Annotated in this window: 11 protein-coding genes; 3 read left to right on the top strand and 8 right to left on the bottom strand. The window is 60.0% G+C overall.

Annotated elements, in window-relative coordinates:
* Window positions 1-29 precede the first annotated feature (29 nt).
* The 8 genes from FHW77_RS22755 to FHW77_RS22720 form a co-directional block, all read right to left on the bottom strand.
* Window positions 30-1538, bottom strand: coding sequence for an ABC transporter substrate-binding protein (locus tag FHW77_RS22755; RefSeq protein WP_004444551.1), 1509 nt, complete (start codon window positions 1536-1538; stop codon window positions 30-32).
* Window positions 1539-1616: 78 nt separating this feature from the next.
* Entirely contained in the window at window positions 1617-2378 is a 762-nt protein-coding gene (locus FHW77_RS22750; RefSeq protein WP_112637263.1) for a FadR/GntR family transcriptional regulator, read from the bottom strand.
* A 153-nt stretch (window positions 2379-2531) separates the two neighbouring features.
* A complete protein-coding gene (locus FHW77_RS22745) occupies window positions 2532-3419 on the bottom strand; it encodes an aldose epimerase family protein (protein ID WP_182590737.1) in 888 nt (295 codons plus the stop codon).
* The gene (locus tag FHW77_RS22740; RefSeq protein ID WP_112637261.1) at window positions 3406-4593 is read right to left on the bottom strand and encodes a galactarate dehydratase; all 1188 of its coding nucleotides are present in this window, start codon (window positions 4591-4593) and stop codon (window positions 3406-3408) included. The genes FHW77_RS22745 and FHW77_RS22740 overlap by 14 nt, the downstream gene beginning before the upstream one ends.
* A 42-nt stretch (window positions 4594-4635) precedes the next feature.
* Window positions 4636-6360 (bottom strand): ABC transporter ATP-binding protein, encoded by a 1725-nt coding sequence (locus tag FHW77_RS22735; RefSeq protein WP_182590736.1) that lies wholly within the window; start codon window positions 6358-6360, stop codon window positions 4636-4638.
* A gap of 8 nt (window positions 6361-6368) precedes the next feature.
* A complete protein-coding gene (locus tag FHW77_RS22730) occupies window positions 6369-7493 on the bottom strand; it encodes an ABC transporter permease (protein WP_182590735.1) in 1125 nt (374 codons plus the stop codon).
* 9 nt (window positions 7494-7502) lie between these two features.
* Complete coding sequence (locus FHW77_RS22725; protein WP_003521681.1) at window positions 7503-8489, bottom strand: ABC transporter permease; 987 nt, start codon at window positions 8487-8489, stop codon at window positions 7503-7505.
* 121 nt (window positions 8490-8610) lie between these two features.
* Window positions 8611-10560: an ABC transporter substrate-binding protein gene (locus FHW77_RS22720; protein WP_182590734.1), complete on the bottom strand. Its 1950-nt coding sequence runs from the start codon at window positions 10558-10560 to the stop codon at window positions 8611-8613.
* A 300-nt stretch (window positions 10561-10860) separates the two neighbouring features.
* Between FHW77_RS22720 and FHW77_RS22715 the strand changes: the two genes are divergently transcribed.
* From FHW77_RS22715 to FHW77_RS22705, 3 genes are read left to right on the top strand one after another with little or no spacing between them, the layout of a single operon-like run.
* The gene (locus tag FHW77_RS22715; protein WP_003521683.1) at window positions 10861-11580 is read left to right on the top strand and encodes a FadR/GntR family transcriptional regulator; all 720 of its coding nucleotides are present in this window, start codon (window positions 10861-10863) and stop codon (window positions 11578-11580) included.
* Between the two features lie 58 nt (window positions 11581-11638).
* Window positions 11639-12520, top strand: coding sequence for an SMP-30/gluconolactonase/LRE family protein (locus FHW77_RS22710; RefSeq protein ID WP_182590733.1), 882 nt, complete (start codon window positions 11639-11641; stop codon window positions 12518-12520).
* Window positions 12521-12551: 31 nt separating this feature from the next.
* Window positions 12552-13448: a dihydrodipicolinate synthase family protein gene (locus tag FHW77_RS22705; RefSeq protein ID WP_182590732.1), complete on the top strand. Its 897-nt coding sequence runs from the start codon at window positions 12552-12554 to the stop codon at window positions 13446-13448.
* Window positions 13449-13453: the final 5 nt, after the last annotated feature.

Below are 13453 nucleotides of genomic sequence, written 5' to 3'. Positions count from 1 at the left end.
CGGCAAGCCGCGCGGCCTATACGAAGTGGTCAGTCCTTGGAAACGCCGAGAAGGCGGATCATGCCGTCAGGCGACGGCGCCCAGCCCTTCACCTTTTTGGAGATGGCATAGGCATAAGGCTGGTGGCCGAGATAGATGATCGGCATGTCATCGTTGAGGATGACGCTTGCGGCATCGTATTTTTCCTTGCGGACTGCGTCGTCGGTCGAAGCGCGGGCCTCGTTCAGCAGCTTGTCCACTTCAGGATTGCAATATTTCACATCGTTGATGCCGCCCTTGCAGGTGACGAACTGGTGCAGGTTGCCATCGGGATCGATACGTCCCGACCAGTCGGAGCGGCTGAGCTGATAATTGCCGGCGGTCTGTTCGGAAAGAAGCGTCGCGAATTCCGTGGCCTTCAGGGTGACGTTGAAGCCGGCCTCCGCCACCATGGACTGGATGACCTGCATCATCTGCGTCTGCGTTGTGTTGTTGGCGTGCTGAAGCTCGACGTCCAGCGTCTCGTAACCCGCCTCCTTCATCAACTGCTTGGCCTTGTCGATATCACGCGGCGGAACCGGCAGGTTCTGGTTGAACCAGGGGCTTGTGGGCGGATATGCCTGATTGCCGGCCTTGGAGGTGCCTTCAAAAACAATCTGGCCGATCGCTTCGCGATCGATCGCGTAGGAAAAGGCCTGACGCAGACGCTTGTCCTTGCCGAGCGGATTGTCAGCGCGTGCCCCATTGTTGATGTTGACATACATGGCCATGTAGCCCGGTCCGATGACATCGGCATAGTTCAATTTGGGATCATTCTTGACGGATTCCGCATCGGAAGCCGAAATGCGCTCGGCGATATCGAGATCGCCGGCACGAAGGTTCGCAAGCTTCACGGTCGTATCGGGGATCGGCAGATACACGACCTTGTCGACGAGGATTTTGTCCTTGTCCCAATAGTCAGCAAATTTTTCGAGTACGATGCGATCCTGCTGGATGCGCTCGACAAATTTGAACGGTCCGGCGCAGACTGGCTTGGAACCGAAATTAGCGCCCAATTCCTTCGCCGCTTTCGGTGCGACGATCATGCCGGCGCGGTCGGAAAGCTGTGCCAGCAGGGTAACGTCGGGCGTCTTCAGGGTGAATTTGACTTCCAGCGGCCCGGTCGCCTCGACTTTCTCGACAGACGACAACTCGCTCTTGCGGCGAGATTCCGGCAGCGTCATGTTGCGCTCGATGGTGGCGACAACCGCCGCCGCATCAAGTGTTTCGCCATCGTGGAACTTGACGCCATCGCGGATTTTCATGGTCAGAACCTTGCCGCCTTCGGACCAGGCCCATTCGGTGGCAAGCTGCGGCACGATCTTCATGTCCTGCGAGATATCCACCAGCTTGTCGCACATGGCGGTGTAAACGATGCGGCCGACGAAGGTGCGCGATTGCGCGGGGTCGAGCACATCGGCATCGTCATTGAGGCCGATGCGCAATTCGGACGATAGCGCCGGCGAGGCCAAAAATACGCTTGCCAAAAGCGCCGCAGTCAATGTCTGGATTTTCTTCATGTTCGTTCCTCTGGTCAGGTTATTTTGACTTTTTGTCATTGGCCGCCCCGTGAGGGGCGACAGTTTTCATCCGTGGCCTCAAGAGGCCTCAGTCATAGAACTAACAGCTTCGGCCGCATCGCCCTTCCCGACGCCTTCCTCCAGAAAGCCGAGAGACGTGGCGCGGATCAGCCTTTCCTGATGCATGAGAAGATGCTGACGCATGGCTTCACCGGCTCTGGCGGGATCACGGTCGGCGATGGCGTCGACAATGGCCATATGCTGTTCGAAAGACGCCCTGCCGTTTGCGCCGCTGCGCCGGGCAAGCTCCCGTATCGACTGCCAGGCATCATCCTGACGCACGCGGTTGATGACATCGAAGATGGACAGGAAAAGCTTGTTGCCAGCGCTCTGGGCAATCTGGCGATGAAGCGAGCCATCCCATAATTCCTTGGCGTCGGCATCCGTGCTCTGACCGGTCTTTTCGACAAGGGCGCGCATACGCTCCACCTCGTCCGGCTTGGCGCGCATGGCCGCGAGCTGCGCCAGCTGCGGCTCGATGCGCAGGCGCACTTCCATGATTTCCATGAAATCCGTCCCGGCGACCAGTTCCGTGACCTGAGCGGACCAATCATCCGGTTTTTCACCCACAAAGGTTCCGGCCCCCTGCCGCCGCCATACGAGGCCTTCGGCTTCCAGAACCTCAAGGGCGCGACGAACCGCACGACGGCCGACATTGAAGGTTTCCGCGAAGGCCCGCTCCGTGGGCAGGCGACGGTCTTTCGCAAGATCCTGCGTCTGAACGTACTCCCGCAACTTCGCAAGCGCGTAGTTGGAGTTGTCGTTGGGGTTCACCGTCACGTCGCACCATTTACCGAACCAATCTTACATTGGTTCATTTGGTGAGAAATTTTCGCCGTCGTCAAGCTTATTTTTAAGCGGCAATAACTGACGCTCAAAATATGGGCATGTGGCGTTTTTGAAGGTGAACGGCGGGCGCTGGGCGATTGGGCGCTATAGACGCACCCGCCCCTCCTGAAGATCGATGGAGAGCCTGATGCGCCCCGACAGGCGCTCGCCGGGGCCAACCGTCATCAGACCCTGCCCTTCTCGCTGCGCCTGGGGCAGGCCAAGCGCTCCGGCGGCCATGGAAACGGGTTCAAGACAGAGATAACGTTCCATGCGGTGTACGGCGAGATGGCCGAAAACCGCATCGGCTTCGAGCCGTAGTGAAAACCTGTCGAAGTCGACCTGCGCGCTCGACCAATCGGTGAAATGCAATGTGTATCCCGTTGCAGCGGGAATGGCGGGTTTCGGGCGAGGTGCCGGCGGCTGGCCGGTTGGCACGTTCTGCGCGTCCAGCGGATATTGCAGTTTGGCGTCCGTCCGCGCATCGCAACCAAGCCCGGCCGCCAGATAGGGATGCCAGCCCAGCGACACCGGCGCAGGCACATTAGCGCGATTTGTTATCGACAATTCCACAGTGATGCTGTCGTCTTGCAGCAGGAAAGACTGCTCGGCGCGGAAGGAAAACGGCCACTCTTCGTCAGCCTCGTAGTCCAGTGCCAATGCGACCCGATCCGAAGACAGGTCCGAAATCACCCACGGCCGGCGGTGAGCCGGGCCATGCATGGCGTCAGGCGCAAGCGCCGGATGCGGCAGCAGGTCATGGCGGATAGCTGTATGGACGAAGGACCCGCGATAGAGCCGGTTGTGATAGGGAAACAGCGGGTATGCGCCAGCCCTCGGCCAATTGAACGGCTCGAAATCCTGCTCCGTTATCGGCACCAGAATATCACCGTAGTCCGCGTGCCACAGATGGGTCATCCTGCCACCCCAGGCGGGGCGCAGGCGGGCATAGAGCCGCCCGCAGGCAATCGTAACCGTTTCAGGCGAAGGCATAGGAGCCGTCAGGCCGTTTCGGCACCCGTCTTTGCCAATGAACATAGCCATCTTCCTGCATGGCTTTTTCATCCATCTCGACACCCCAGCCCGGGCGGTCGGGCCTCAGCTCCAGATATCCGTCCTTCGGCAGATAGGGGTCGACGACATAGCGGGTTTCGTCCTCGCGTTTTTCGAGATCGGTGCCGCCATAGACGTAGCATTGCCCTTTCGGCAGCCGGTATTCGAGAATCCGGAAATTCTGCTGGGCAGCGGAAAAATGCACGTTGACGGCGGTGGCGAGCGGTCCCATCGGATTGTGCGGCGCGATGCTGACGAAATGGGCTTCCGCGAGCGTGGCGATGCGGCGCATCTCCGAAATGCCGCCGACGACGCAGATATCGGGCTGGATGATATCCGCACCCTTTACCTGAAGAAGACGCAGGAACTCATTGCGATTATAAAGGCTTTCACCCGTCGCCAGCGTGCAGTTCAGCCCGTGTTTCAGCTCTCCCCACATCTCGATGTTTTCCGGGCGCAAAGGCTCTTCGAAGAACAGCGGATCGTAAGGGGCAAGCGCATTGCCAAGCTGGCGGGCGGCCGCTGGCTCGAAAATTTTGGCATGGGCGTCAAAGGCGATGTCGTAGTCGGGCCGCACCGTTTCGCGAAGCGAACGGAAATACTCGGCGGAACTGCGCACCACCTCGCCCCAGCGATGGGCGTGGATATCGAGGCGCCACGGGCTGAGCTTGAAGGCCGTGAAGCCCCAATCCTCGTTGAGACGGTCGAATTCCTCCTTAGCCGCCGGCGCATCCGGAGCGGTGTAGACACCGGCATAGACCTTGATACGGTCGCGCACTTCGCCGCCCAGCAGCTTGTAGACCGGCACGCCCGCCGCCTTGGCCGCGAGGTCCCAGAGGCAATGATCGAGCGCCGATATCGCCGACAGACCGAGCGCTCCAGGCGGAAAGCGGTTCTGCTGGAGCAGGAGATTATAGAGATACTCCACCCGTGTCGGATCCTGACCGGCGAGGAATCCGTAGAGGTAATCCAGCACCGGCGGCAGGGCGAGATCGGGACCGTGATTGTAACATTCACCCCAGCCGGTCAAACCGTCATCGGTATCGAGAGCGACGATGACACGGGGGCGGTCCTTGTCGCGGGTGACGAATACCCGCATGCGATCGATTTTCATGCTTCAGTCTTCCTCATGAATTGCAGCGTGCGAGGCCCGGCATCATCGCGCGACGGCCCCGTTCTTGACTTCGGATGGTTCGACGTAGCGGAATCTGCGGGTACGGTCCCGGTCGCGTGGGTCCGGGCGCGGAATTGCGGAAAGAAGCGCCTGCGTATAGGGATGATCCGGCGCGTTGCAGACCTTTTCGGCGTCTCCCACTTCCACCAGCTTGCCGCGATACATCACGCCTACGCGGTCGCACATATAGCGGATGACGCCGATATCGTGACTGATGAAGATATAGGCGAGCCCCAGCTCGTCCTGCAGCCGCATCAAAAGATCCAGCACCTGGAACCGCACCGAAACATCGAGCGCCGAGGTCGCCTCATCCGCCACGATGATACGCGGCTTCAGAGTTATGGCGCGGGCGATGCCGATGCGCTGGCGCTGGCCGCCGGAAAAGGCGTGCGGGTAACGCTCACGTCCGGCCGGATCGAGACCCACCTGCTCCATCAGGGCGCAGACACGCTCATCCAACTCCCTGCCCTTGGCAATGCCGTTGACCAGCAACGGCTCGCCGATGACCTGTGCCACGGTCATGCGCGGATTGAGCGAGCCGAACGGGTCCTGGAAAACCATGCGCAGCTCACGCCGTGCGGCTTTCAGCTCGGGACCTTCTATCCTGGCCAGATCGACCACGCTGCCATCTGCCCGGCGATAGAGCATCGCGCCGCCGGTCGGATCGTAAAGGCGCATGATGGAGCGGCCCATCGTGGTCTTGCCGGAACCGCTTTCGCCGACGATGCCGAGCGTCTCTCCCGGCAATAGCTTGATCGACACGCCATCCAGCGCCTTCATCTCGCCGAAATGCATGGAAAGGTCATTCACTTCGAGCACTGGCGCGGCCGTGAGATCGAGCGGAGGTCTCGCAAGCCGGATTTCAGCCTTTTGCTCCAGCTTCAGCACGGAGCCGATCAACATGCGGGTATAGGGGTCCTGCGGATTGTGGAATATCTCATCCACGGTTCCATATTCCTTGGCGACCCCATGGTGCATGACCAGCACGTCGTCGGCAATCTGCGCCACCACACCCATATCGTGGGTGATGAACAGCACCGCCATGCCATGCGCCTTTTGCAGCCGCGATATCAGGTCGAGGATCTCGGCCTGTGTCGTCACATCGAGCGCCGTCGTCGGTTCGTCGGCGATCAGAAGCTGCGGTTTGCAGGCCAGCGCCATGGCGATCATCGCACGCTGGCGCATGCCTCCCGAATATTGGAAGGCGTAGCGATCCAGCGCCTTTTCGGGGTTGGGGATTTCCACCTGCCGCAACAGTTCGATGGCCTCGGCGCGCGCCTCACCCTTGCTCATCTTGAGGTGCAGCCGCAGGACCTCGGTGATCTGGTCACCAACGGTATGCACGGGTGAAAGCGACGACATCGGCTCCTGAAAGATCATCGCGATATCAGCGCCGCGCACCGAGCGGATGGCACGGCTGCGCGGATCGAGCTTTGCCAGATCCAGAGAGGTGCCGTCGGCGCGGTTGAGGATGATCGACCCGGACGCGATGCGGCCGGGGCTGTCGATGATCTGCAGGATGGAGCGGGCGGTGACGGATTTGCCGGATCCGCTTTCGCCGACGACGCAGAGGGTCTTGCCGGGATCGATGGAGAAAGACAGGTCGTTGACGGCCCGGAAAACGCCGTTTCTGACCGGAAATTCAGTGACCAGATTGCGGACTTCGAGCAGCGGTTTGGCTGGCTTCATGGAAAGAATGTCGCTCATCCGGGGCCTCACTTGTTATAGGGGTCGGCTGCGTCGCGCAGGCCGTCGCCGAGCAGATTGAGAGCCATGACGGCAATAACGACAGCCACACCGGGCAGGAACAGCCAGGGTGCGGTTGCAATCGAGCGGATATTCTGCGCCTCGCGAAGCAAAACGCCCCAGGAAATCGTCGGCGGCTGCAGACCTAGACCGAGGAAGGACAGCGATGTTTCAGCAAGGATCATCGCCGGAACCGCAAGCGTGACCGAAGCGATGATATGGCTCGAAAAGCTCGGCAGCATATGGCGGAAGATGATGCGCCCTTCCGGCACGCCATCCAGCCGGGCCGCGGCCACGAACTCTTCGGTCCTGAGCGACAGGAACCGGCCGCGCACGACACGGGCGAGCTGCGCCCAACCGGTCAGGGACAGGATGATGGTGATCATCATATATTGCAGCGTGGCTGGCCAGCCCTGCGGCAGGGCGGCGGCCAGCGCCAGCCAGATGGGAATGGTGGGGAGCGACAGCACGAAGTCGATCACACGCTGCATGACGAAATCGATGCGGCCGCCGTAATAACCGGATATGCCACCGAGAACGACGCCGAGCAGCAGCGAGAAGAACACGCCGACAAGACCGATCGACAGGGAGATCTGCGCGCCCTGCACCACGCGACTGAAGACATCGCGGCCGAGACGATCCGCGCCGAAGAGGAAGAGCGGCCGCGTTTTGTCGGTGGATGCCAGCAGATGGAGGTCCGTGGTGAACAGGCCGAACACGGAATATTCGTAACCGCGACCAAAAAGCTGAACCGGAATTTTCTTCGCCGTATCCTCGACGAAGACCGCCGCAAGCGTCTCCGGATCGCGGGTCAGCTTCAGCGGATAATAGTGCAGCCCGAGCGAGAAACCCTCGGTCGTATCGATGAAGTGGACGCGCTGCGGCGGATGGAAGGTGGCGCGGGCATTCTGCAGCACCGGATCGTTGATGGCGAAGAAGCCGGGTACCAGCGCGACGATATACATGGCGATGGTGATGAACAGGGCGGCCATGGCCAGCTTGTGGCGTTTGAACGCCCACCAGATGAGCTGCCACTGCGAAGCGACGGCGGCGCGGTCCTGCCGGGCATTGGTGGTCATGGTGATATCGCTCATGGTGCCCTCCTATTCGAGCCGGATGCGCGGATCGACCAGCGCAAGCAGGATGTCGCTGATCAGCGAACCGATCAGCGTCAGCGCGCAGATCAGCAGCACGAAAGCGCCGGCGAGATACATGTCCTGCGCCATCAGCGACTGCAAAAGCAGCGGCGCGGCCGTCGGCAGATTGAGCACGATGGCGACGACCACGGAGCCCGAAATTAGATTGGGCAGCAGCCATGCGATGGTGGAGATGAACGGATTGAGCGCAATTCTGAGCGGGTATTTCGTCAGCAGCTTGAACTCCGACAGTCCCTTCGCCCGCGCGGTGGTGACATAGGGCTTGGGCAATTCATCCAGCATATTGGCGCGCATGACGCGGATGAGGCTTGCGGTGGAAGACACGGCAAGGATGGCGACCGGCAGCCAGATATGGGCCATCAGGTCCATCATCTTGGCGATGCTCCACGAGGCGGTCTCATATTCCGCGGAAAACAGCCCGCCGACATCGGCCCCGAACTCTACCGCCGCGACATACATCAGCACCAGCGCCAGCAGGAACGAGGGTATGGAAAGGCCGAAAAAAGAAAAGGCAGTGAAGAGATAGTCTCCTATCGAATATTTGCGCACGGCGGAGAAGACGCCGATGGGAAGCGCGATGGCCCAGGTTGCAAGAAGGCTTGCGATGGCCAGAACCAGCGTCAGCGCCATGCGCTCCCAGATGAGGCCTGAAACCGGCTGCTGCCATTCGAACGAAATGCCGAAATCGCCGCGGCTGACGATGCCCCATATCCATTTCAGATATTGCACGATCATCGGGTCATCGAGGCCGAAACGTTCGCGCAGCTGCGCCGCCGTATTGTGGTCGATGACCTCGTTGGAGGCGGCCAGTGTGGCGATATAGGTCGTCACATAGTCGCCGGGCGGCAGCTGGATCAGGACAAAGGCAAGGAAACTGACGGCAAACAGGGACGGTATCATCCACAGCAGGCGTTTTACGATGAAAAGCAGCATGTCGTTCTCGCAATCACATTGTGCCGCACGCACCGCCTTCCACTCAGGAGACGGGCTGTGGGTGGTCGAAACAACCTGAGAGGCGTCGCCGCGTTACGGCAGCGACGCCCATGTGGCGTTATCAGCTTGTGAAGGTGAACTGTTGCGGCAGCGCGGGGCCGGGATTGGGCCAGGTCCAGCTGTCGGGTTCCGTTTCCGGCACGTTGCGCAGATTGTTGCGGATGATGCCGAAACCGCCCACCGCAAGGCAGAGGCCGATCGTTTCGAACTCTTCCGCCGCAATGTCGAAGATCTGCTTCATCTTCTCGCCGCGCTTGGCAAGGTCGGCCGTGGAGCGCGCCTCATCGAAAAGCTTGAAGCGCTTTTTCTGGCTTTCCGGCGGCTCCTCGCCCTTCTGGCCGTTGGATGTATACCAGAGCGCCCACGGAATGGCGTAACGCGACCCCTGCGGATGGAAGGCGAAGAAATCGCGCGGGTCGAGCATCGGATCGAGACCGCCGGGACCGGGCCAGACGGCGGCATCATGGGCGTTGTCATCGCCGCGTGTATAATAAAGCGCGCGTTCGATGGTATTGACCTTGATGTCGACGCCGATCTGCGCCCATTGCGCCTTCACCAGCTCTAGCGCATCGACCAGATCGGGATAGAGCGTCGGGATAACATCGATGGAGAAGAAGATCGGCTGGCCGTCGGGACGAAGCCGCATGCCGTTGCCGTTCTTCTTGTCGTAACCGGCCTTGTCGAGAAGCGCGTTCGCCTTGTCGGCGTCATATTCGGTGAATTGCCGCGCCAGCTTTTCGTTGTACCAGGGATGTGTCGGGCGTGGCCCGGCCTGATACCCTTCGCTTTGGCCGAAATAAACGATGTCGATGATTTCCTGCCGGTTGAGCGCAATGGACAATGCCTGACGAAAAGACTTATCTGCAAACATCTTGCGCATTGCCGGGTCTTTGTGGGTGATGTTCAGGTAAATCTGGCACTGCTGCGCGGCAGACGGCACCAAAGTCAGCAGGCGGTAGTCACCCTTTTTCATGTTCTGCGACAGGGTCGGCTTGTTGGCGAGAACGCTGATATGGCGCTCCTGAATGTCGATCTTGCCGGAAATGACGTTCAGCATCAGCGATTCGACATCCTGCGAAATGCCGAAATTGATTTCATCGATATAGGGTAACTGGTTACCTTCGGTATCGACCTGCCAGAAGTATGGGTTGCGGGTCATGACCACCCGTGTCGCACCGCCGGAGTAAGGCTCCTTCACCACCCATGGATCAAGCGTCGGCTTGTCGACATTCGACCAGCGGGAGGGAATTTCGATATCCCCGCATTTGGCGCGGAACAGTTCGGTCCAGCTGGAGACGCCCGCCGCCTTCACATCAGCATCGAGCGCCGTGTTGTATTTCGGCAGGAACTTGCTGCAATAGTGTTTGGGAAACAGCGTCGGATGCTGGCCAAGTGGCGTGGCGAGGTTTTCGAGATAAAGCGCATTCGGCGCGGCGAATTTGAACTTTACCGTGAAATCGTCGACTTTTTCGACATCGACCGCCTTGCCGGCCACGGAGAGCTGCGCCGGCGTGGCACTGTAAAGCTCCTTGTTCTTGATGCAGTCCTCGATGGCGAACACCACGTCATCTGCGGTGAAGGGGTGGCCGTCCGACCATTTTGCGCCCTCCAGCAAATGGAAGGTGAATTGCGAGGCATCGTCGTTGACCTCCCATTTCACCGCAAGGTTCGGAAGAACCTCGGTGAAATCCATGTTCCAGCGAACAAGGCCCTGATTGCCGACCATGCGCAGGATGCCGTTATGGTCCGACGAACCGCGCAGGCCACGGCGCAATGTGCCGCCATAGGTGCCGATTTTCTCGTGCGGCGTCACCACCATCGGATTTTTCGGCAGGCGTTCGGCCAAGGGCGGCAATTTGCCGTCCTTTACCAGCGCCTCCAGTTCCGGCGCCTGCTTGCCGGCAGCAGCCCGCGCCGAGGCTCCCATGACGGAAAGTGCGGCCACGCCGCCAACACCCGCCATAAAGGTTCGGCGCGTTACGCCCAGTGAAAATGCTTCGCCATCGCGCATCGACAATCCTCCCAAAAAATCACCGGCAGCGAGACGGCTTTCACCGAACCGCGACGGCCCTCCCGGCCAGCCAGCAAGCCGATCCTCCATCGGCAGGGGCAGACCATATGGGCGTTTTCAGATGATTACAAGTATTGACAGATTTTTACATCTTTTTTATCTGTAGGCCGGCTTTCAGGATCAGGCTTGAAGAAAAAATCGGTAGGACAGCCCCTCGCGCTCAAAAACCCCGGTATTTCTGTTGCGATTGAAATGCAGGAAACCCATTAACTTCAGCGATTTGCAACGAAAGGGCTGCTGATGGACAATCACACTGCATCTGCCGCCGCTCGAGGCGAAACTCGGCTGAGCGACATCATCTACGAAAAAATCGTCGGCATGATTTCGGACGGGCGGTTTCCTGTGAACGAGCGGCTGCCATCGGAACAGAATCTGGCGTCGCTGTTCGGTGCATCGCGGCCGGTCGTGCGGGAAGCGCTGGAGCGGCTTCGGAACGACGAGCTTATCGTTTCGCAAAAGGGATCCGGCTCCTATGTACGCCAGCAGCCGGATTCTTCCGTGTTGCAACAGGTGCCGGTCGGCTCGCTGGCCGACGTGCAGCGTTTTTTTGAGTTCAGGGCCGGATTGGAGGCTTCCGCGGCTGAGCTTGCGGCGCGCAACTGGCAGGCCGCTGACAGGGTGCGGATCGAGCAGGCGATTGCCGCGCTGGAACAATGTCTCGAGCGCAACGATCTCGGTGCTGAGGAAGATTTCGCCCTGCACGAAGCCATCGCGAAGGCGAGCCACAACCAGTTCCACATCACGGTGCGGATCTGGTTCAAGCCGCATTTCGCAATCGGCCAGTCGGTGACACGCAGCCTCAGCCTCAAGCGGACGCCGCAGCATGTGCGCGAAGTCCAGAACGAGCACACGGCAATCGTGGAAGCGATTTTTGCGCGACGGGAGCAGGCTGCGCATGACGCGATGAAAGACCACATATTGAAGGCGCGCGCCCGCATGTTTCAGGGCGTTGGCAGTTAGGCCGCATCCTGCACTGTCGAAAATAGAATCATAAAGGGCGGATGAGGGAGAGGAACCAGTGAGCCAGCCGCATATCATAGAACCGAAGCTCCGTTCCTTGATCGATACCCCGTTGAAGGTCGGTGAATCGCCTGCCTGGGACGAGCGGACCGGCGATCTGTGGTTCGTCGATATTCTCGCGCCCGCCATTTTCCGCCTGCATCCCGGCGGAAAACTCGACAGATACGACATGCCCGCCCAGGTCGGCTGTCTCGGCCTTTGCGACAATGGCTTGATCGTGGCGGGCCTCAGGACCGGCGTGCATCTTCTTAATCCCGCGAGCGGCAAGCTCGATCTTCTGTGCGATCCGGACGGCGGGCGGCCCGACAGCCGCCTCAACGACGGAAAAATCGGCCCGGACGGCCATTTCTGGGTGGGGACCCGCGATGAGGCCGCGATACAGACGGGCAATGCACGGCTCTATCGCGTTGCCCCGGATGGTGGCATCGAACGCATCATCGATGGCGACATGTTCACTTCGAACGGACTTGCCTGGAGCCCGGACGGCAGACGCATGTACCATTCCGACAGCAGCGGCCTCATGCTTCAGGCGTTCGATTTCGACGCTGTGACCGGCAGGATCGGTCCGGCCGAACGTCTGCACGATTTCGCGCCGGATGAAGGCAGGCCGGACGGTGCGGCGACCGATTGCGAAGGCTGCTACTGGAGCGCCGGCGTTCAGGCGGGACGTCTCAACCGCTTTTCACCGGACGGCGAATTGTTCGAGGTCTACAGGCTGCCGTTCAAGGGGCCGACCATGCCCTGTTTCGGCGGTCCCGATCTCAAGACGATCTACCTTACAAGTCTCGTCACCGAGACGGACGGAATAATCACAGCAGGTACGGTTGTTGCATTCGATGCCCCGGTAGCCGGCACGCCCGTTCACAAATTCTCCATCTGAAGATGACTTTTGATCTTAAGGAACACAGTTGATGACGACATTCGATTTTCGCCAGGCCCTGAAGGGCATCTCCGGCGTTCCGGTAACGGCTTACGATGCAAGCGGCGAAGTGGAGACCGGTGTTACCGCCGAGATTTACGCACGCGTTGCAAAGGCTGGAATCCATAATATCGTCGCGGCAGGCAATACCGGCGAATTCTACGCCTTGACGCCTGCAGAAATTCTGAAGGTCTATGAGGCCGCGATAGAAGGTGTCGGCGGGAAAGCCCCGGTCACGGCGGCTATTGGACGCTCTCAGCGCGAAGCGCTCTCCTTGGCGCGTCAGGCAAAAGAAATGGGCGCATCCGCCGTCATGTCGCATCAGCCAGTCGATCCTTTCGCGGCCCCGCAATCGCAAATCGACTACTTTACCGGCCTCGCTGAAGGCAGCGAACTGCCGCTGGTCGCTTATGTCCGGGCGGACGGCTTTTCGGTCGATGACATGGTACGGCTTGCGAGCCACCCGAATGTCGCCGGCATCAAGTTCGCGACGACCGACATCATGCTTCTGTCCCGCGCGATTGCCGCTTCCGATCCGGACGGCGCTCTATATGTCTGCGGACTGGCTGAAAGCTGGGCGCCCGCTTTTTCGGCGGCCGGTGCGCGCGGCTTCACCTCCGGCCTCGTTAACGTGGCGCCGCAATTTTCGCTGCAAGTTCATGAGGCACTGACCTCAGGCGATTTTACGGCTGCACGAAAGATTGTTCAAAAGATCGAATTGTTCGAGCGGCTGCGCACACGATATCGCAACGGTGCCAATGTGACCGTTGTGAAGGAAGCCATGGACATACTCGGGTTCAAAGTTGGCCCGGTGCGAGCACCGGGACTGGCGCGTCTGGATATAGAGGACCGTGCGACCCTTGAGGGACTGCTTGCCAGCTGGTCTTGATGGCG

It is taken from the genome of Agrobacterium sp. RC10-4-1 (assembly GCF_014138475.1).
GTDB lineage: Bacteria > Pseudomonadota > Alphaproteobacteria > Rhizobiales > Rhizobiaceae > Agrobacterium > Agrobacterium pusense.
The sequence above is the reverse complement of the archived record's forward strand: the minus strand, read 5'-3'. Positions and strand labels throughout refer to the sequence as shown.

What these genes read in the sequence shown, in the direction of transcription:
- FHW77_RS22755 (WP_004444551.1), bottom strand. Translation starts at nt 1,538, where the DNA reads ATGAAGAAAATCCAGACATTGACTGCGGCGCTTTTGGCAAGCGTATTT.
- FHW77_RS22745 (WP_182590737.1), bottom strand. Translation starts at nt 3,419, where the DNA reads ATGCCTTCGCCTGAAACGGTTACGATTGCCTGCGGGCGGCTCTATGCC.
- FHW77_RS22740 (WP_112637261.1), bottom strand. Translation starts at nt 4,593, where the DNA reads ATGAAAATCGATCGCATGCGGGTATTCGTCACCCGCGACAAGGACCGC.
- FHW77_RS22735 (WP_182590736.1), bottom strand. Translation starts at nt 6,360, where the DNA reads ATGAGCGACATTCTTTCCATGAAGCCAGCCAAACCGCTGCTCGAAGTC.
- FHW77_RS22730 (WP_182590735.1), bottom strand. Translation starts at nt 7,493, where the DNA reads ATGAGCGATATCACCATGACCACCAATGCCCGGCAGGACCGCGCCGCC.
- FHW77_RS22725 (WP_003521681.1), bottom strand. Translation starts at nt 8,489, where the DNA reads ATGCTGCTTTTCATCGTAAAACGCCTGCTGTGGATGATACCGTCCCTG.
- FHW77_RS22720 (WP_182590734.1), bottom strand. Translation starts at nt 10,560, where the DNA reads ATGCGCGATGGCGAAGCATTTTCACTGGGCGTAACGCGCCGAACCTTT.
- FHW77_RS22715 (WP_003521683.1), top strand. Translation starts at nt 10,861, where the DNA reads ATGGACAATCACACTGCATCTGCCGCCGCTCGAGGCGAAACTCGGCTG.
- FHW77_RS22705 (WP_182590732.1), top strand. Translation starts at nt 12,552, where the DNA reads ATGACGACATTCGATTTTCGCCAGGCCCTGAAGGGCATCTCCGGCGTT.